We start from the raw sequence: 18,790 nt of genomic DNA, 5'->3' as shown, positions 1-18,790 counted from the left end.
GGCGCTTCGCCGTTCGTGGACCCGCTCGATTTCGCGAGACGGGGGCGCTCGGGATACGGTTCCACCATGAACGTCAACGCAGTCGTCCGCCCCGTCCGCGACGTCGATGCCGAGTCGCTGGGACGCGTCCACGCCACGTCCTGGCACGAGACCTACGACCACCTCATCAGCGCTGCGACGCTCGCGAAGCTGTCGCCGCGTCGCATGGCCGAGCTCTGGACCCACTGGGCTGCACAGGGCCCCGAGTACACGCACTTCGCGGCCCTCGTCGACGGCGAGATCGTCGGGTTCTCCGGTTCAGGTCCGGCCCGCGAGGAGGACGCACCCCGCGAGCGCGAGCTCTACTTCATCTACCTGCTCGACGCGTGGCACGGCACCGGGATCGGTCAGCAGCTGTTCGACGCCGCCATCCCCGACGGCCAGCCGTCGTTCCTGTGGGTCGCCGCGGACAACCCGCGTGCGCACCGCTTCTACCAGCGCAACGGGTTCGTCCTCGACGGCGGAGCCAAGACCGAGCCGTTCCTCGGCGAGATGATCGACGAGGTCCGCTACACCCGCTGACGCGCCCCGGTCCCTGAGCCGCTCCCCCGGTCCCTGAGCCTGTCGAAGGGCTAGCGCAGCCGGCCGACGGAGGCGAGGGCCGCGCGGAGGAGCGTGCCTCGGCCGCCCTCCATCTCGGCGGCGATGGCGTCGGAGGACGCCGCCTCGGGCGTCATCCACGTGAGTTCGAGCGCGTCCTGGCGGGGTTCGCAGGTGCCGGTCACCGGGACGACGTACGCCAGCGCGACGGCGTGCTGCCGGTCGTCGGAGTACGGCGACAGGCCCGGCAACGGGAAGTACTCGGCCACCTGGAACGGCACGGGCGACGCAGGGAGCAGCGGGAACGCCATCGGACCGAGGTCCTTCTCCAGGTGACGGAAGAGCGCGTCGCGGATCGTCTCGCCGTACATGACGCGACCGGAGACGAGCGTGCGCGTCATCTCGCCGAGCGCGGTGGCCCGGAGCAGGACGCCCACCTCGGTGACGACACCGAAGCCGTCGACGCGGACCGGCACGGCCTCCACGTACAGCAGCGGGAGCCGGCGGCGGATCTCCTCGAGTTCGACGTCCGACAGCCAGCCCGGATTGGAATTGCCGGGGAGATCGGGTTCCGGGTTGGGATCAGGGGTGCGAACGCTCATAGCTCCTTCATACCGTATGGAGCCGAGCGGCGATCCAGGTGGGCGGCGGTTCGACCGGACACCGCGCCCGACCCGCGGCGGGATCATACGGGGCCACGCGGCCGCGCGCGACGCCGGTCGCGGTGTCGGTGGGGTGCAGGATGATGGAACCCATGACCGAGGTGCTCGAGCGCTTCTCCCCCGCGACGCGCGACTGGTTCGAGGGGGCGTTCGTCGCGCCCACGCCGGCGCAGGCGGGTGCCTGGGACGCGATCTCCCGCGGCGCCAACGCCCTCGTCGTCGCGCCGACCGGTTCGGGCAAGACCCTGTCAGCGTTCCTCTGGTCGATCGACCGCCTGCTCTCCGAGGCCATCGCCGAGCACGCCGTCCGGCCGCGCACCGGCGTCCCGCTCACCGGGCTCGAGGCCGACGAAGCGGAGGCCGCCGCCGCCCAACGTGAGCGCTCCCGCGGCACCCGTGTCCTCTACATCTCGCCGCTGAAGGCCCTCGGCGTCGACGTCGAGCGCAACCTCCGCACCCCGCTCGTCGGCATCGCCCAGGCGGCACGCCGCCTCGGCACCGAGCCACCCACCATCAGTGTCGGCGTCCGCTCGGGCGACACCCCGTCCGCCGACCGCCGGGCGATGGCCAAAGAGCCACCGGACATCCTCATCACCACCCCCGAGTCACTCTTCCTCATGCTCACGAGCGCGGCGCGGGAAACCCTCCGCACGGTCGACACCGTCATCATCGACGAGATCCACGCCGTCGCCTCGACGAAGCGCGGCGCGCACCTCGCGGTGTCGCTCGAGCGGCTCGACGCCATGCTCGAGAAGCCCGTGCAGCGCATCGGGCTCTCCGCCACGGTGCGCCCCGCCGAGGAGGTCGCGCGGTTCCTCGGAGGCCGCGCACCGGTCGAGATCGTGGCCCCGCCGGCCGCGAAGACCTTCGACCTGCACGTGGTCGTCCCGGTCGACGACATGACCGACCCCGACGCCGGCATGCGGACACCCGGCGAGGCCGACGACGACGGCAGCGGTGGCGGGTTCACCGGGTACACCCCGAACAGCGACGGCGGCGGCGAAGACCGCGTCGGCAGCATCTGGCCGCACGTCGAGGAGGCGATCGTCGACCGCGTGCTCGCGCACCGCTCCACCATCGTGTTCGCCAACTCCCGTCGGCTGGCGGAGCGGCTCACGGCCCGGCTCAACGAGATCAACGAGGCCCGACTCAGCGACGCCACCCTCACGACCCCCGGTGCCGGGCGTCCACCGGCGCAGCTCATGGCCCAGAGCGGCCAGACCCGAGGCTCGACGAGCGTCGCGGCCGCAGCCGCCCGGCCGGCAACCGAGGAGAGCGACGACGACATCCCCCTCCTCGCACGCGCCCACCACGGATCCGTCTCCAAGGAGCAGCGCGCGGGCATCGAGGAGGACCTCAAGTCCGGACGCCTGCGCTGCGTGGTCGCGACCTCGAGCCTCGAGCTCGGCATCGACATGGGCGAGGTCGACCTCGTCATCCAGGTGGAGTCCCCGCCGAGCGTCGCGAGCGGCCTGCAGCGGGTCGGCCGCGCCGGCCACCAGGTGGGCGAGGTCTCCCGCGGCGTCCTGTTCCCGAAGCACCGCGCCGACCTCATCAGCACCACGGTCGCGACCGAGCGGATGGAGGCCGGGCTCATCGAGGCGATCGAGGTCCCCTCGAACCCGCTCGACATCCTCGCGCAGCAGACGGTCGCTGCGGTCGCGCTCGACGAACTCGGCGTGGAGGACTGGTTCGAGACGGTCAAGCGCAGTGCCCCGTTCGCCTCCCTGCCCCGCTCGGCCTTCGAGGCGACGCTCGACCTCCTGGCCGGACGCTACCCCTCCGACGCCTTCGCCGAGCTGCGTCCGCGGATCGTCTGGGATCGCGACGCCGGGGTCCTGACCGGTCGGCCGGGAGCGCAGCGCCTCGCCGTCACGAGCGGCGGCACCATCCCCGACCGCGGGCTCTTCGGCGTCTTCATGGTCGGCGAGTCGGGTGCCGGCGCGCGCGTCGGCGAGCTCGACGAGGAGATGGTCTACGAGTCCCGCGTCGGCGACGTCTTCGCCCTCGGCGCCACGAGCTGGCGCATCCAGGAGATCACCCACGACCGCGTGCTCGTGACGCCGGCGTTCGGCCAGCCGGGGCGACTGCCGTTCTGGAAGGGCGACGGCATCGGTCGCCCGGCCGAGCTCGGTCGCGCCATCGGCGCCTTCGTGCGCGAGCTCGACACCACCGGAACGGGCTCCACCCCACGTCTCGAAGCGGCCGGCCTCGACGAGCGAGCCATCAGCAACCTCGTCGCCTACGTCCGCGAGCAGCGCGAGGCGACGGGCGTCGTCCCGAACGACACGACCCTCGTCGTCGAACGTTCACGCGACGAACTCGGCGACTGGCGGGTCATCCTCCACTCCCCCTACGGACTCCGTGTGCACGCCCCCTGGGCGCTCGCGGTCGGCGCCCGGGTGCAGGAGCGGCTGGGGGTCGACGGCTCGGCGGTGGCGAGCGACGACGGCATCATCGTCCGCCTACCCGACACCGAGAGCGAGCCGCCGGGAGCGGAACTCTTCGTCTTCGAACCGGAGGAGCTCGACGCCCTCGTCACGCAGGAGGTCGGCGGCTCGGCATTGTTCGCCTCGCGGTTCCGCGAGTGCGCCGCCCGTGCCCTCCTGCTCCCGAACTACTCGCCGCAGAAACGCTCGCCCCTCTGGCAGCAGCGCCAGCGGTCGGCGCAGCTCCTCGAGGTCGCGAAGCAGTACCCGACGTTCCCGATCATCCTCGAGACGCTCCGCGAGTGTCTCCAGGACGTCTACGACCTCCCGGCACTCGACCACCTCGCCCGCGAGCTGCAGTCGCGCGCGATCCGCATCATCGAGACCACGACGGATCAGCCCTCGCCCTACGCCCGTTCGCTCCTGTTCGGCTACGTCGGCGCGTTCATGTACGAGGGCGACAGCCCGTTGGCCGAGCGCCGGGCCGCGGCTCTCGCGGTCGACAGCACCATGCTCGGCGAGCTCCTCGGTCGGGTGGAACTCCGCGAACTCCTCGACCCGGGCGTCATCGAGCAGACCGCGCTCGAGCTGCAACGTCTCGACCCCGACCGACGACTCAAGGGGGTCGAGGGCGTCGCCGACGCGCTGCGGATGCTCGGCCCGCTTACCATCGACGAGATCGCGGCCCGGACGACCTTCGACGGCGTCACCGTCTCCGCCGACGGCGAGGCGAGTCGTGGCGACGACCCGCAAGCCTGGGCCCCCGATCCGGCTCGCTCGGCTGCCGCCGTCGCCGAACTCGAACGCTCGAAGCGCGTCATCCGCGTCCCGATCGCCGGCGAGGAGCGCTTCGCCGCGATCGAGGACGCCGGCCGACTCCGCGACGCGCTCGGCACCCCGCTGCCCATCGGCGTGCCGGTCGCGTTCACCGAGCCGGTCGCCGATCCGTTGGGCGACCTCCTCGCCCGCCACGCGCGCACGCACGGGCCGTTCACGACCGGGCAGACCGCCAGGCGCTTCGGTCTCGGGACCGCGGTGGTCCAGCACACGCTCGCCCGGCTGGCCGACGCCGGCCGCGTGGTCAAGGGTGAGTTCCTCCCCGCAGGTCGGCAGCAGGTGGGCGAGGACGAAGATACCGACCGCAGCCCCACCGATGCGACGGAGTGGTGCGACGCCGGCGTGCTGCGCAAGCTCCGCATCCGTTCGCTCGCCGCGCTGCGGCACGAGGTCGAGCCCGTCGAGCAGCAGGCGTTCGCCCGGTTCCTGCCGGTGTGGCAGCACCTCGGCGGGACGCTCCGCGGCGTCGACGGCGTCGCGACGGTCATCGACCAGCTCGCCGGCGCGCCCATCCCGGCGTCGGCCTGGGAGTCGTTGATCCTCCCCTCGCGCGTCGCCGACTACAGTCCCGCGATGCTCGACGAGCTCACCGCGACGGGCGAGGTCGTGTGGTCGGGCAGCGGTTCGATCCCCGGCAACGACGGCTGGGTCGCGCTCCACCTCGCCGACACGGCACCCCTCACGCTGCCGCTCGCTCCGACACCGCACACCCCCGACGCCCTGCAGACCGAACTGCTCGCAACGCTCGGCGGGGGCGGCGCGTACTTTTTCCGGCAGCTCGCGGAGTCGGTCGGCTCGACGGACGACAAGCTCCTCGTCGACGCCCTCTGGGAGCTCGTGTGGGCCGGGCTCGTCACCAACGACACCTTCTCACCGCTCCGCACGCTCGTGGGTTCCGGCTCGGGGAACTCGGCGCACCGGGTGCAACGGCAGACCCCGCGCTCGAAGCTGTACCGCGGACGCAACCTGCAACGTCCCTCGATGTCGACGCGCGCGAGCCAGACCCTCGGCGGCCGGTGGTCGATCCTGCCGCTGGCCGAGCAGGACGCCACCATCCGTGCCGTCGCCACGGGCGAGACCCTGCTCGAACGGTACGGCGTCGTGACGCGCGGCTCCGTCGTCGCGGAGGGCGTGACGGGCGGCTTCGCCCTCGCCTACCGGGTGCTGAAGCAGTTCGAGGAGAACGGTCGCTGCCGCCGCGGGTACTTCGTGGAACGCCTCGGCGGCGCGCAGTTCGCCTCCTCCGGCACGGTCGACCGCCTGCGCGGGTTCATCCGCTCCGACGACGAGCCACCGCTCGACGCCGTCACCCTCGCCGCGACCGACCCGGCGAACCCCTACGGCGCGGCCCTCGGGTGGCCGGGCCAGGAGGTCACCGGGGTGAAGCACCGGCCAGGACGGAAGGCGGGTGCGCTCGTCGTCCTCGTCGATGGAGCACCGGTCTACTACCTGGAACGCGGTGGCAAGACGGCGCTCGTGTTCTCGGAGGACGACGACCAGCTCCGCGCCGGGGCGCGTTCCCTGGCGGCGACGGTGCGGGCCGGTCGCATCGAGAAGCTCGGCATCGAGCAGGTCAACGGTGCCTTCGTGCTCGGCACCCCGACCGGACACGCCCTGCGCGACGCCGGATTCGTCGAGACGCCACGTGGATTGCGACTCCGGCGTGGGTGAACCGGCGCACGGCCGTTCCGCCACGGGTTGCGCCGGACACCGTGCCGGTGGCACCGTAGCCGGAACGGACGGAGCGGTTCATGCCAGAGGGTGACACGGTCTTCCAAGCCGCGCACCGGTTGCGGCAGGCGCTCGCCGGTGAGGTCGTCACCGGCTTCGACCTGCGGGTGCCCGCCTTCGCGACCGTCGACCTCCGGGGCGACGTCGTCCACGACGTCATCCCGCGTGGCAAGCATCTCCTGCACCACATCGGCGACCACACCCTCCACACGCACCTCAAGATGGAGGGGCTGTGGCACGTCTACCAGCCGGGCGAGCACTGGCGGCGACCGGCGTGGAAGGCCCGCGCGATCGTGTCGACGCAGCACTGGGTGACGGTCGGGTTCGAACTCGGCCTCGTCGAGGTGTTCCCCTCCCGCGAGGACGAGGAGCGCTTCGGCTGGCTCGGTCCCGACCTCCTCGGTCCGGACTGGGACGAAGAGCGCGCCATCCACAACCTCGAGGCCGACGGCCGCGAGATCCACGTCGCGCTGCTCGACCAGCGCAACCTCGCCGGACTCGGCAACGAGTACGTCAACGAGCTGTGCTTCATCCGCGGCGTCCTCCCGACGAGGCCCACCGCCAAGGTCGACCTGCCGGGTGCCGTGCGGCTCGGCTACCGGCTCATCAACGCCAATCGCGACCGCCGCAACCGGGTCACGACCGGTGACACTCGGCCCGGTCGGAAGACGTGGGTGTACGGACGCGACGGCCAGCGCTGCCTGCGGTGCGGCACCCGGATCCAGCGCGGCAAGCTCGGCGCCGACCCGACCGCCCTCCGTGACACCTACTGGTGTCCTCACTGCCAGACCTGACCCGACTGCAAGCTGCCGGTCCCTGAGCCACCATCACCGGTCCCCGAGCCCACCACCACCGGTCACCGAGCCCACCACCACCGGTCACTGAGCCCGCCACCACCGGTCACTGAGCCTGTCGAAGTGCAACCCCACCCGACGCACCCCACCCTTCGACAAGCTCAGGGACCGGAACACGCTCACGGACCGAAGGGTCCCCGGTCCCCGAGCCACCACCACCGGTCTCCGAGAGCCATCACCACCGGTCACTGAGCCTGTCGAAGTGCAGCCCCACCCGACGCACCCCACCCTTCGACAAGCTCAGGGACCGGAATATGTCCACGAACCAGAAGGTCACTGGTCCCCGAGAGCCATCATCATCGGTCACTGAGCCTGTCGAAGTGCAGCCCCACCCGACGCACCCCACCCTTCGACAAGCTCAGAGACCGGAAGGTTCCCCGGTCCCTGAGCTTGTCGAAGGGGCGTCCCGGTGCCGCCGGCCACTGATCCACCCGATCGGGAGCGACAGCAGCAGGAGGTAGAGCGCCTGGGCACCGAGCCCCGGCACCGTCGCGGCCAGGATCCCGGCGAGCAGCATCAGGCCGATCGGGAACCACACGAGCACCCATGGTTGGCGTGGCGCGGCTGCCGCCTCGTCGCTGAGCAGCCCGTCCCGCTCGACGACCACCTGCTGGAGTCGCACCGCGACCATCGACACGAGCATCGTCGCGATGTAGAGCGTGGGGGCGCCACGGTCGTCACCCGTCCCGTCGAAGAGGAGCACCGTCGGGAGCGGCAGGAACACGATCCCGGCGAGCCAGAGGAAGTTCAAGGTCACGAGCCGCGTCGAGTACTTGGCGGTGCGCTCGAACAGGCGGTGGTGGTCGCGCCAGAAGTTGGCGATGACGACGAAGCTCAGAGCCGCTGCGGCGAGGCCGGTCCAGTTGTCGCCGAGGAACACGGCCACGGGGCCGCCGTCGTCCTCCTGCGCGAGGTCGACGAGCGGCAGGATGATGAGTGTGATCGCGATGGCGACGACGGCGTCGCTGAAGTTGACGACGCGGTCGAGCCCGCGCTCCGTCGTCGGACCGGGTCGACGGCGGCCCGTCGGACGCCCCTCCTCGCCGGCCATCGTCAGCTCACGTCGGCGTCGTCGGTCGCGGTCCCCTGCACCATGGCGACCCACCGGGCCAGGAAGGCCGCGCCCGCCTCGTCGTGGATGAGCGTCGGGTGGGTCAGCACCGGGTAGGGCTTCTCGGGCACGCCGTCGGCGGGACGGACGTCCACGTGCGCGACCTCGTATCCGTGCTCGAACAACCAGTCGGCCATCGCGTAGTCGCTCCGGGAGTCGCCGACCGTGCGCCAGGCGAGCGGGAGCGCACCGCCGTCGGCCTCGAGGAGTTCGAGCGCGCGCTCGGCGCCGAGGTCCTTGCCGAGCCGGACCGACTCGATGTCGGTGGAGATGATCGTCGGGTCGATGCGGTACTGCACGAGGCCGGCGTCGTCCGGGTAGCGGCCTGGGGCGTGCTCGACCCCGAACCCGCGACGGGCGAGCTCGGCCCGGGCGTCGTCGTCGAAGTGCTTCCGCACGACCGCGTAGTCCGCTGCCGGCACCTCGACGTGCTGCTCGACCGAGACCATCGCGCGCTTGGTGTGGTCGAAGAACACCGTCTCGGCGTACCGTTCGTCGACGAGGCGCTCGATGACGTCGCCGTAGCCCTCCGGCATCGCGACGTCCTGATCGAGGCTCAGCTCGTCGACCCCGGCCGCCGAGAACCCGAACCACACGGCGCCCTTCTCGCAGATGCCGTAGAGCCGGACGTCGTCCGCGAGCCCGGCAGCCAGGAGCGGTGGGACGACCACCTCGCGGAGGAACGCGTCGCTCCGTCCGGTGTTGAAGGCGATCGGGACCCCGGCGTTCGCGAGCGTCGCGAGGTCCTGCGCGATGCTCGGGAGATTGATCGTCCGGGTGATCGGACTGGCGATGGGGCCGTCGACGTCGAGCAGGAGACCGAGGATGGGGCGGGACGCGTTCACGGGTTCAGCCTAACGAGCACCCGGCGTGGATAGACTCACTCCACCATCACCGGTGTTCGAAGGAGATCACTCGTGTTCATCAGCCCGCATCCCGACGTCGAGATCCCCGACCTGAGCGTCTACGACACCCTGTTCGGCGGCATCGCCCCGAGCGACCTCGACCGCATCGCCCTCCGCGACGGCACGACCGGCGCCGAGACGAGCTATCGACAGCTCATCGGCCAGATCAACGCCCTGGCCGGCGCCCTCGCGGCGGCCGGCATCGGGGTCGGCGACGTCGTGGCCCTCCACGCGCCGAACGTCCCCGCCTTCGCGACCGTGTTCCACGGCATCCTGCGCGCGGGCGCGACGGCGACGACGGTGAACGGCCTCTACAACGCCGAGGAGATCGAGGCGCAGCTGCGCGACGCCGGCGCGACGATGCTGTTCACCGTCTCCCCGCTGCTCCCCCAGGCCTGGGCTGCGGCGAGCGCCTGCGGCATCCCCTCCGACCGCGTCGTCGTCCTCGACGGCGCGGAGGGGCACGCGTCGCTGAGCGACCTCCTCATGCGCCGCCTCCCCGCGCCGGACGTCTCGTTCGATCCGGCCACGCACGTGGCGGTGCTGCCCTACTCCTCCGGCACGACGGGTCGGCCGAAGGGCGTGATGCTCTCGCACCGGAACCTCGTCGCCAACGTGCAGCAGTCGATCCCGCAGCTCGGCATGGTCGCCGACGACCGGATCCTCGCGGTCCTGCCGTTCTTCCACATCTACGGCATGACGGTGCTGCTCAACCTCGCGCTGTCGCGGCGCGCCTCGCTCGTGACCATGCCGCGGTTCGACCTGGCTGAGTTCCTCCGGATCATCCAGGACTTCCGCTGCAGCTACGTGTTCATCGCCCCGCCGATCGCGGTGGCGCTGGCGAAGCACCCGCTCGTCGACGAGTTCGACCTCTCGAGCGTCCACACGATCTTCTCCGGTGCCGCGCCCCTGGACGCGACGCTCGGGCGGGCGGTCGAGGAGCGTCTGGGCTGTCGGATGCGACAGGGCTACGGCATGACCGAACTCAGCCCGGTCAGTCACGCGATCGCGTTCCAGGCCGAGGGGGCGTCCCTCGACAGCGTCGGCACGACGCTGCCGAACATGCAGTGCCGGATCGTCGATCCCGAGACCGGCGCCGAGGTGGACTACCCGGCCGAGGGCTCGGACGAGGAGAGCGCAGCGGGCGAGCTGCTCTGCGCGGGGCCGAACGTCATGCTCGGGTACCTCGGCAACGAGGAGGCCACTCGCGAGACCCTCGAGGCCGACGGCTTCCTCCACACCGGCGACATCGCGACCGTCCGCGGTGACGGCACCGTGCGCATCATCGAGCGGTTGAAGGAGCTCATCAAGTACCACGGCTACCAGGTGGCGCCGGCGGAACTCGAAGCGCTGCTGCTCGGCCACCCGGCGATCGCCGACGCGGCCGTCATCGGGGTACTCGACGATGAGGGCCAGGAGGTGCCGAAGGCGTTCGTGGTCCTGCAACCGGGCCAGGACGTCACCGCCGAGGCGCTCATGGCGTGGGTCACGGAGCGGGTCGCCCCGCACAAGAAGATCCGGCGCGTGGCGTTCGTCGACGCCATCCCGAAATCCGCCTCGGGCAAGATCCTCCGGAAGGACCTCCGGGCCGCGGAGGCCGCCCCCGCCGGTTCCTGAGCCGGTCGAAGGGCGCCCTTCGACACTTCGACAGGCTCAGTGCGGCGCAGCTCAGGGACCGAAGGCCGGTCAGGATCGAGGGCAGCTCAGTGACCGACGGCGGCGACCATCCGGTCGAAGGCCGCGTCGAGCTCCGGTTCGGCCGGCTGCCAGTGCGGGTTCGCGTCGTGGAAGGCGACCATCTCCGCCGCGCCGTCCCAGAACGGGATGGTGGGCCGGAACTCCGGGACGAGACTGCGGATGCGGGTGTTGTCGAAGACCATCGGGAACGCCTTGTCGCCGAGGAGCGTCGGCCCGAGCGGTGGGTGGACCTCCGCGATGACGTCGGACGGCACGTGCACGATGTCGGCCTCCACGCCCGCCGCCTCCGCGATCCACCGGGTGATGTCGTTCCAGCTCGGCGCGTGGTCGCCCGTGATGTGGAAGGCCTCCCCGAGCACGTCGCGACGGCCCAGGAGGCCTACGAACCCGACCGCGAAGTCCTCGGTGTGGGTGATGGTCCAGCGGGTCGTCCCATCGCCGTGCACGACCACCGGCTTGCCCGCACGCATGCGGTCGAGGTCGGTGCGCCGTCCCATCGTGGGGATGAGCGTCCGGTCGTAGGTGTGTGACGGGCGCACGATCGTCGCCGGGAACCCCTGCTCGCGGTAGGCGTGGACGAGGACGTCCTCGCAGGAGATCTTGTCGCGCGCGTACTGGGAGAACGGGTTCCGGAGCGGCGTCGACTCCACGACGGGCAGGCGCTGTGGCGGCTTCTGGTACGCCGACGCGGAACTGATGAACACGTACTGGCCGATCCGCCCGGCGAAGCGGTCGATGTCCGCCTGCACCTGCGGTGGCGTGAACGCGGTGAACTGCGCCACGACGTCGAACTGGCGCGAGCCGAGCGTCTCGGTCACCGCGTCGGTGTCGCGCACGTCCGCGCGGAGCAGCTCGACCTCCTCGGGGAGGGGGCGGACGTGGGACAGGCCACGGTTCAGGACGGTGACGTCATGGCCGAGCGACACCGCTCTGGCGACCGACGCCGAGGAGATGATGCCGCTGCCGCCGATGAACAGGATGCGCTTCGTCGTCATGGCTCCATCCTCGCGCACCAGAGACCGACTCGCCCAGGCCTGGACAGGATAGGGAGGTCCCTTCTGGCACTTCGACAAGCTCAGTGACCGGGAGAGGTCTACCCGGACTGGGTCAGCGCTCGCGCTTGACGAACGCCATGGCACCGACGACGAGGGCGAGCAGCACCCCGGAGACGAGTCCCCACACGACCGGCGCCTCGGGTCCGAGGACCACGAGCATCAGCAGCGCGGCGAGCGCGAGGATCCCGGCGACGACGAGCGCCGTCGTCCATTCGTTCCATCGCATCCCACCAGCCTAGGCTCCCGTCACCACGACCCGGTGACGCGGGAGCCGCTGCGGTGAACCGGCGGGCCCGCTCAGCGGTGCTCGGCGAGCAGCTCCTCGGTCCGTTCCCAGAGCCCGCGGGCGAGGGCGACGTCGTCGGCGAGCTTGTTCGTGCGTGCGGGCTTCCGCTTCACGAAGTAGCCGCCCGAGGTCCAGTCGAGTCCCGGCTGACTCTCGGCGAGCCAGAAGAGCGTGTCGGCGCCCTCCTCGGGGGTGTTCAGCAGGCGACGCCCGAGCGGGTTCGCATAGAGGAACCGCATCGCGCCGTCGGGCGAGCTGGAGAAGTTCGTCGAGATGACCCCCGGGTGGAACGCCGCCGCGGACAGTCCACGCGGACCGTACCGACGGTCGAGTTCCTTCGTGAAGAGGATCTGCGCCAGCTTCGCGTTGCCGTAGGCGCGCGTGGGCGAGTAAGACCGTTCGGCGTCGAGGTCGTCGAGGTCGAGCTTCCCGAACAGGCGGTTGGCGACACTCGAGGTGTTGATCACCGTCGCTTCGGACTCGACGAGGCGGTCGAGCAGGAGATGGGTGAGGAGCGCGGGTGCCAGGTAGTTGATCTGGAACGTCTGCTCATGGCCGTCCGTCGTGACCTGGCGGTCGGCACCGAAGATGCCGCCGGCGTTGTTGGCGAGGACGTCAATCCGCGGGTACTGCTCGAGGAGCTGTTCGGCGAGGAGCCGCACCTGCGCCAGTTCGGCGAAGTCGGAGATGAACGAGGCGGCCCCGATCCGCTGCGCGACGGCCGCGGTCTTCTCCGGTGACCGCCCGACCACCACGACCTGCTCGCCCGCGTCCGTCAACGCCTTCGCGGCCGCAGCACCGATGCCGTCGCTCGCGCCGGTGAGGACGATCACCCGGTCGCTCACGCGGACGACTTCCGGGGGCGGGGCTCGCTGACGTTGGTCGGGCGCGCCCGCTCAGCGATGTCGGGGACCTCACGGCCGATCGCGAGGTCGCCGGTCTTGTTGGCGTCCTGCATCATCGACTCGAGCCAGCTGCGGTTGAGCTCCGGACGCTCCTCCTGGTCGAACTCGAACTGCAACGAGATCGACGGGTGCACCCAGATCGTCACGCGTCCGCCACCGGTCTCGAGCGAGCGCGGCCAGGAGATCGTGAAGGACTCGTTGCGCCGCAGCTTCATGACCGCGATCGACTTCACGTGCGCGAGCATCCGGTCGTCGAGTTCGAGTTCTCGCGATGAACTCCCGTAGATCAGCTTTCCCACCAGATGTCTCCTCTTGTGCCGGTCGTCCTCGCGCACCCGGGAATCAGGGCGACGCGACGCCCGAGCACACCGGGCGTTGCCCCCATCGTAGGCGACCGAGGGATCGCCGTCGTGCCGGTTGACGGGCGGGCGGCGGCCCAGTTCAGGGGGCCGCGGTGTTGTCCCCCACGGCCTCGCGAATACGTCAACTTCCGCGGAAAATCAAGGGATTTCGGCGCTGTTTCGTGAACCTGGCAAAGCCCTGGGCGGTGTCGCCGCCGACCAAACCGCGGTTGGCGCCGCCCCCGAACGGCGTGCATGACCGTGAAGCCCGAATCTTCCGTCGTGCACCCGAGCCAACCGTCCGTCCCCGAACGATCCGTCGCTCCGGGAACGCGTCCCCGCCGTGCACGCCAGCCGTTGCGTCTCCCCAAGCTCGTCTCCCAGCTGGTCACCTTCGGCCTCGTCGGTGGCACCGCGTTCGTCGTCGACGTCGGTGTGTACAACCTCCTCCGGTTCACCGTGCTCGACGACAAGCCGATCGGCGCGAAGGTGATCTCCGTCGCCGTCGCCACGATCGTCGCGTGGCTCGGCAACCGGGCGCTGACGTTCCGGACCGAGCACCGCCGCGCGGTGTGGAAGGAGGGCGCGCTCTTCGCGCTCATGAACGTCCTCGGCCTCGGGATCGCCGCCGGGTGTCTCTTCGTCTCGCACTACGTCCTCGGCTACACCACGCCGCTCGCAGACAACATCGCGGGCAACGGCGTCGGTCTCGTCCTCGGCATGGTGTTCCGATTCCTCGCCTACCGGTTCGTCGTCTTCCGGCCCGCCGAGTCGGCGACCGATCGCCGTCGGAGCACGACGACGCAGGAAGCGCCCGTCTCGAACCCGGCCGCATCGGCACCCGCCGCCGCACCGCGCACCACGACCCCTCGTCGCCCCGCACCGACCCACGCACTGCCGACCTCTGGAGGCCTGTCCTGATGGCACCCGCACTCGCACCGCTGCTCGGAGCGCTCGCGCTCATCCCCTCCCGCCCGTTCGCCGCCGCGGACGAGCCCGCTCCCCTGCTGACCCCGCAGCCCGCGGCACCCACGGAACCGCTGCCGAACCGCGGCACCCTGGTGGACCCGACGTCGGCGGCCGACCCCGGCTCCTGGAGCATCGGTGAGTGGCTCGGCTACGGCACCATGCTGCTGTTCGCCGCCGCGCTGACGATCATCGCCGTCACCACGCTCTACTGGATGCTCCACGCCTGGCGGTCGACCGGCCACCTGAAGAACACCGGGTTCGCCGCGGTCCCGCTGCCGGCGAAGCACTCCTTCACCCTGCTCGTCCCCGGTCGGCATGAGGAGGAGGTCATGGGCCAGACCCTCGACCGCCTCGCCGAACAGGACCACCCCGACTTCGAGATCATCGCGATCGTGGGCCACGACGACCCGGGGACCGAGCGCGTCGTCCGCGAGGCCGCCGCACGGCACCCCGATCTGATCAAAGTCGTCGTCGACGACAGCGTGCCGAAGAACAAGCCGAAGGCCCTCAATCGGGCGCTGCAGATCGCCCGGGGCGACGTCGTGGGCGTGTTCGACGCCGAGGACGAGGTGCATCCGCGCCTGCTCACGCTCGTGGACTCCCGCTTCACCGAGAGCGGCGCCGACGTCGTCCAGGGCGGCGTGCAGCTCATGAACTTCCAGTCGAGCTGGTGGTCGCTCCGGAACGTGCTCGAGTACTACTTCTGGTTCCGGTCGCGCCTGCACTTCCACGCGAACTCCCGCTTCATCCCGCTCGGCGGCAACACGGTGTTCGTCAAGAAGACCTGGCTCGACTGGTCGGAAGGCTGGGACGACGGCTGCCTCGCCGAGGACTGCGAGCTCGGCGTCCGACTCTCGAGCGCCGGCGCGACGGTCGTCGTGGCCTACAGCCCGGAGGTCGTCACCCGCGAGGAGACCCCAGGGACCCTCAAGTCGCTCTACAAGCAGCGCACGCGCTGGAACCAGGGGTTCCTCCAGGTGCTGAAGAAGGGCGAGTGGCGCAAGCTGCCGACGTTCCGTCAGCGCATGTTCGCCCGGTACCTCCTCTCGATGCCGTTCCTCCAGGCGGCGACCGGCCTCCTCATCCCCGTCTCGGTCCTGCTGGTGCTGTTCGCGAAGGTCCCCGCGCCGATCGCGCTCCTCACCTTCATCCCGCTCGCGCCGACGATCGTCACCCTCGCGGTGGAGGCCTCCGGGCTCGGTGAGTTCGGCCGCCTCTACGGCCAGAAGGTCCGCCTCCGCGACTACGCCCGGCTGATCCTCGGCACCTTCCCGTACCAGATCTTCCTCGGCCTGGCCGCCGTCCGTTCCGTCTTCCGCGAGTGGAAGGGCGACCACTCCTGGGAGAAGACGGAGCACACCGGCGCCCACCGCAGCGAGGAGGTCGCCGAAGCCACCGAGGCCGCTCCCGTCTCCGTCGACCTGCCCGACCGCGCACCCGAGCTCGTCCTCCAGAACGGAGCAACCCGATGACCGGCATCCTCGAACGACCGGCCGCCCCCGGCCGACCAGAGCTCCACCTGGAGAGCGACCGCCTCGGCTGGCTCACCTCAGGGCCACCGGCACAGCGAGGCCCCGGCGTCGTGCGCCGCTGGCTCTCGCGCCACGGTCGCACCCTGGCCTTCCTCCTGCCCGTGCTCGCCATCGCCGCCGTCGTGCAGGCCATGAATATGGGCGGATCCCCGCAGCGCATCGACGACGAGGGCACCTACACCGCCCAGGCGTGGAGCGTGCTGAAGCTCGGCGAACTCGCCCACTACACCTATTGGTACGACCACCCGCCGCTCGGCTGGCTGCAGATCGCGGCCTACACGGGGCTGACCGGTGCGTTCGACCGCTACGACATCGCCGTGGTCGCGGCACGTGAGGCCATGCTGGTCGCGACGCTCATCTCCGTCGTGCTCGTGTGGGTCCTCGCCCGCCGCCTGCACCTCAGCCGGTCCATGGCCGCCGTCGCCGCACTCGTGTTCGCGATCTCGCCACTCGCGGTGCAGTTCCACCGCACCGTCTACCTCGACAACGTCGCGGTGCCCTGGCTCCTCGGTGCCTTCATCCTCGCGACGAGCCGCAAGCACCAGCTCGTCGGCTTCGCGGGTTCCGCCGCCGCGTTCGGCATCGCCGTGCTCAGCAAGGAGACCTTCCTGCTCGCCCTGCCCTTCCTCGCCTGGACCATGTGGCGCGCGGCTCGGAAGGAGACCCGCCGGTACACGCTGCCGGTCGCCGCGACGATCGTCGTCGTCATCGGTTTCACGTACGTGCTCTTCGCCGCCATCAAGGGCGAACTCATCCCCGGCCCTGACCGGGTGAGCCTCCTCGGCGGCGTCTTCTTCCAGCTCGGATCGCGCGTCGCCAGCGGCTCCCTCTTCGACCCCGAGAGCCTGTCGGCCAAGACCCTGAGCATGTGGTGGCAGTTGGACGCGGCGCTCCTCGTCACCGGGGCGGTGGCCGCCGTCGCCGCGCTCTTCATCTCGCGGCTGCGTGTCATCGCCGCGATGACCGTCTTCCTCGGCCTGTTCATGCTGCGCCCGGGCGGCTACCTGCCGGTGCCGTACGTCATCATGCTGCTGCCGTTCATGACGATCCTCATCATGGGGGTGACCGGCGCGGCCATCCGCCGGTTCCGTCGCCGCTCGACCGTCGAGGCCGGTGCACCGCGCCGTCGTCTTCTCGGCGGACGCGCGGCCGGAGCCGTCTGGGTCGCCGCCGTGCTCGCAGCAGCCGTCGTCGCCGTCCCGAACACGGCGACCCAGCTCCGCGGCTTCCTCCTCGCCGACCTCGACAAGCCGGTCCGGCAGGCCCAGCAGTGGGTCCAGACCAATGTGCCGAAGGAGTCCCGCGTGATCGTCGACGACGCGATGTGGGTCGACCTCGTCGAGAGCGGCTTCGATCGCGACAACGTCATCTGGTACTACAAGATGGACACCGACTCGGCCGTCCAGGCCCAGTCCCCCAACGGTTGGCGCGACGCCGACTACATCGTCACGACCGACTCGATGCGGACCTTCCCGACCACTTTTCCCGAGGTGAAGGGTGCGATCGACAACTCCGAGCTCGTCGCGACCTTCGGCTCCGGGACGCAGGCCGTCGAGGTCCGCCGCATCGACGCCGACGGTCTGGACGCTGCGGCCGATCAGGCTGCCGGACGCACGGCGGCTCGGGCGGCGCTCGGCGCGCAGCTCCTGCTGAACCCCTCGCTCAGCGTCTCGGCGGAGGCCGCGCAGACCGTGAGCGATGGCCAGCTCGACTCCCGCGCCCTGCTGGCCCTCGGACAGGTGCTCGCCACGACGCCGGTCCGGCTCGAGAGCACCCCGGTGCTCGACGGTGAGACGGGCGACGTGCGCCGGACGATGGTGCTCCGCACCGGCACCGAGGCGGGCGACAGCCGTCTGGCCGACTCCATCCGCTCGATCCAGGGCGACTACGCAGCCGACCGCGTCGAGCAGACGGCGTCCGGCGTGCGGGTCACCTACTCGGTCGTCGAACCCGACGTCGTCCGCTGACCGGCCTCCCGAGCACCGGCTCGAGCCAAACGCCCGAACCATCCGAACCCTCGAACCACCCGAAGAACAGGAGTTCCACCATGCGAACCACCACCACGAGGCGACTCGCCCTCAGCGGCCTCGCCGCCGTCGTGACGGCAGCACTCATCGGCTTCGGCACCACCGCCGCGAGCGCCGCCACCACCGATGCCGCAGGCACCGGCTGGATCCGCGTCGGGCACCTCTCGGCCGACACCAAGACCGTCGACGTGAAGCTGTCGGCACTCTCCGGCGGCGCGACCGTGTTCGAACTCGACGACGTCGCCTACGGCCAGGTCTCCCCCTACACCGACCTCGCGGCCGGCACCTACGTGGTGTCGATGGTGCCCGCCGGGTCGCCCGACAGCACGAAGCCGGTCATCAGCACCAACGTGACCATCACGGCCGGGGAAGCGGCCACCGTCGCGGCCTACGGTCCCAACAAGGACCTGCAGACGAAGGTGTTCGAGGACGACCTCACCGGTCCGGCCGAGGGTGCGGCGCGCATCCGGCTGATCCAGGCGTCGACCGATGTGAAGAGCGTCGACGTCAGCACCTCGACCGGCATGCCGATCGCGAAGGGCGCCACCACCGGCACGGCGACCGACTACGCGAGCGTCCCCGCCGGCCCGTGGGATCTTGAGCTGACCGGCGGCAAGCAGGCGGCGGAAGCCTCCGTGAACCTCGCGCCCGGCACGGTGAGCACGCTCTTCGTGCTCGACAACGCCGCAGGTGGCGTCACCCTCATGCCCGTCCTCGACAGCTCAGCGGCCGGCGACGCTCCCGAAGGTCCGGTGGAGACCGGTGGCGGTGGACTCGCCAAGGAGTCGTCGACGCTCGGGTCCGTCCTCGACGACCTCGACGCGAAGCTCGCCCGGCTCGTGCGCGACCTCGGGACGGCGGTGAGCTGA

At 70.8% G+C, this 18,790-nt stretch carries 15 protein-coding genes; 8 read left to right on the top strand and 7 right to left on the bottom strand.

Annotated elements, in window-relative coordinates:
- Positions 1–66 precede the first annotated feature (66 nt).
- Positions 67–561 carry a GNAT family N-acetyltransferase gene (locus IFR14_RS06270; protein WP_085511004.1) on the top strand — a complete coding sequence of 165 codons (495 nt, stop codon included), beginning with the start codon at positions 67–69 and terminating at the stop codon, positions 559–561.
- Between the two features lie 50 nt (positions 562–611).
- Here the strand turns inward: IFR14_RS06270 and IFR14_RS06265 are convergent, their stop codons facing one another.
- On the bottom strand, positions 612–1,181 hold the full coding sequence (locus IFR14_RS06265) for an NUDIX hydrolase family protein (protein ID WP_064294286.1): 570 nt from the start codon (positions 1,179–1,181) through the stop codon (positions 612–614).
- A 152-nt stretch (positions 1,182–1,333) separates the two neighbouring features.
- On the opposite strand from IFR14_RS06265, the gene IFR14_RS06260 reads away from it, so the two are divergent.
- Both IFR14_RS06260 and IFR14_RS06255 read left to right on the top strand, forming a co-directional pair.
- Positions 1,334–6,178: an ATP-dependent helicase gene (locus IFR14_RS06260; protein WP_191940589.1), complete on the top strand. Its 4,845-nt coding sequence runs from the start codon at positions 1,334–1,336 to the stop codon at positions 6,176–6,178.
- Between the two features lie 80 nt (positions 6,179–6,258).
- Complete coding sequence (locus IFR14_RS06255) at positions 6,259–7,032, top strand: Fpg/Nei family DNA glycosylase (RefSeq protein WP_191940588.1); 774 nt, start codon at positions 6,259–6,261, stop codon at positions 7,030–7,032.
- Positions 7,033–7,450: 418 nt separating this feature from the next.
- Here IFR14_RS06255 and IFR14_RS06250 read toward each other — a convergent pair whose 3' ends face one another.
- Both IFR14_RS06250 and IFR14_RS06245 read right to left on the bottom strand, forming a co-directional pair.
- A complete protein-coding gene (locus IFR14_RS06250) occupies positions 7,451–8,143 on the bottom strand; it encodes a TMEM175 family protein (protein ID WP_191940587.1) in 693 nt (230 codons plus the stop codon).
- Positions 8,144–8,145: 2 nt separating this feature from the next.
- The gene (locus IFR14_RS06245) at positions 8,146–9,048 is read right to left on the bottom strand and encodes a hypothetical protein (protein ID WP_191940586.1); all 903 of its coding nucleotides are present in this window, start codon (positions 9,046–9,048) and stop codon (positions 8,146–8,148) included.
- Between the two features lie 72 nt (positions 9,049–9,120).
- Between IFR14_RS06245 and IFR14_RS06240 the strand changes: the two genes are divergently transcribed.
- Positions 9,121–10,725 (top strand): AMP-binding protein, encoded by a 1,605-nt coding sequence (locus tag IFR14_RS06240; protein WP_342365653.1) that lies wholly within the window; start codon positions 9,121–9,123, stop codon positions 10,723–10,725.
- Between the two features lie 86 nt (positions 10,726–10,811).
- Here IFR14_RS06240 and IFR14_RS06235 read toward each other — a convergent pair whose 3' ends face one another.
- From IFR14_RS06235 to IFR14_RS06220, 4 genes are all read right to left on the bottom strand, one after another.
- On the bottom strand, positions 10,812–11,801 hold the full coding sequence (locus tag IFR14_RS06235) for an SDR family oxidoreductase (protein WP_191940585.1): 990 nt from the start codon (positions 11,799–11,801) through the stop codon (positions 10,812–10,814).
- A gap of 112 nt (positions 11,802–11,913) precedes the next feature.
- Positions 11,914–12,087 (bottom strand): hypothetical protein, encoded by a 174-nt coding sequence (locus IFR14_RS06230; RefSeq protein ID WP_191940584.1) that lies wholly within the window; start codon positions 12,085–12,087, stop codon positions 11,914–11,916.
- 71 nt (positions 12,088–12,158) lie between these two features.
- Positions 12,159–12,992 carry an SDR family NAD(P)-dependent oxidoreductase gene (locus IFR14_RS06225; RefSeq protein WP_191940583.1) on the bottom strand — a complete coding sequence of 278 codons (834 nt, stop codon included), beginning with the start codon at positions 12,990–12,992 and terminating at the stop codon, positions 12,159–12,161.
- Positions 12,989–13,351 (bottom strand): DUF7882 family protein, encoded by a 363-nt coding sequence (locus IFR14_RS06220; RefSeq protein WP_137242204.1) that lies wholly within the window; start codon positions 13,349–13,351, stop codon positions 12,989–12,991. Before IFR14_RS06220 ends, IFR14_RS06225 begins: the two co-directional genes overlap by 4 nt.
- A gap of 297 nt (positions 13,352–13,648) precedes the next feature.
- Between IFR14_RS06220 and IFR14_RS06215 the strand changes: the two genes are divergently transcribed.
- From IFR14_RS06215 to IFR14_RS06200, 4 genes are all read left to right on the top strand, one after another.
- A complete protein-coding gene (locus IFR14_RS06215) occupies positions 13,649–14,314 on the top strand; it encodes a GtrA family protein (protein WP_191940582.1) in 666 nt (221 codons plus the stop codon).
- Positions 14,314–15,834: a glycosyltransferase gene (locus IFR14_RS06210; protein ID WP_228501517.1), complete on the top strand. Its 1,521-nt coding sequence runs from the start codon at positions 14,314–14,316 to the stop codon at positions 15,832–15,834. Before IFR14_RS06215 ends, IFR14_RS06210 begins: the two co-directional genes overlap by 1 nt.
- The gene (locus IFR14_RS06205) at positions 15,831–17,861 is read left to right on the top strand and encodes an ArnT family glycosyltransferase (RefSeq protein WP_191940581.1); all 2,031 of its coding nucleotides are present in this window, start codon (positions 15,831–15,833) and stop codon (positions 17,859–17,861) included. The genes IFR14_RS06210 and IFR14_RS06205 overlap by 4 nt, the downstream gene beginning before the upstream one ends.
- An 80-nt stretch (positions 17,862–17,941) precedes the next feature.
- Positions 17,942–18,790, top strand: coding sequence for a DUF4397 domain-containing protein (locus tag IFR14_RS06200; protein WP_191940580.1), 849 nt, complete (start codon positions 17,942–17,944; stop codon positions 18,788–18,790).

It is taken from the genome of Plantibacter sp. CFBP 8775 (genome assembly GCF_014839505.1).
Taxonomy (GTDB): Bacteria; Actinomycetota; Actinomycetes; order Actinomycetales; family Microbacteriaceae; genus Plantibacter; species Plantibacter auratus.
The sequence above is the reverse complement of the archived record's forward strand: the minus strand, read 5'-3'. Positions and strand labels throughout refer to the sequence as shown.

Coding starts and splice junctions, on each gene's coding strand:
- IFR14_RS06270 (WP_085511004.1), top strand. CDS start 67: ATGAACGTCAACGCAGTCGTCCGCCCCGTCCGCGACGTCGATGCCGAG.
- IFR14_RS06265 (WP_064294286.1), bottom strand. CDS start 1,181: ATGAGCGTTCGCACCCCTGATCCCAACCCGGAACCCGATCTCCCCGGC.
- IFR14_RS06260 (WP_191940589.1), top strand. CDS start 1,334: ATGACCGAGGTGCTCGAGCGCTTCTCCCCCGCGACGCGCGACTGGTTC.
- IFR14_RS06255 (WP_191940588.1), top strand. CDS start 6,259: ATGCCAGAGGGTGACACGGTCTTCCAAGCCGCGCACCGGTTGCGGCAG.
- IFR14_RS06250 (WP_191940587.1), bottom strand. CDS start 8,143: ATGGCCGGCGAGGAGGGGCGTCCGACGGGCCGCCGTCGACCCGGTCCG.
- IFR14_RS06235 (WP_191940585.1), bottom strand. CDS start 11,801: ATGACGACGAAGCGCATCCTGTTCATCGGCGGCAGCGGCATCATCTCC.
- IFR14_RS06230 (WP_191940584.1), bottom strand. CDS start 12,087: ATGCGATGGAACGAATGGACGACGGCGCTCGTCGTCGCCGGGATCCTC.
- IFR14_RS06215 (WP_191940582.1), top strand. CDS start 13,649: ATGACCGTGAAGCCCGAATCTTCCGTCGTGCACCCGAGCCAACCGTCC.
- IFR14_RS06210 (WP_228501517.1), top strand. CDS start 14,314: ATGGCACCCGCACTCGCACCGCTGCTCGGAGCGCTCGCGCTCATCCCC.
- IFR14_RS06205 (WP_191940581.1), top strand. CDS start 15,831: ATGACCGGCATCCTCGAACGACCGGCCGCCCCCGGCCGACCAGAGCTC.
- IFR14_RS06200 (WP_191940580.1), top strand. CDS start 17,942: ATGCGAACCACCACCACGAGGCGACTCGCCCTCAGCGGCCTCGCCGCC.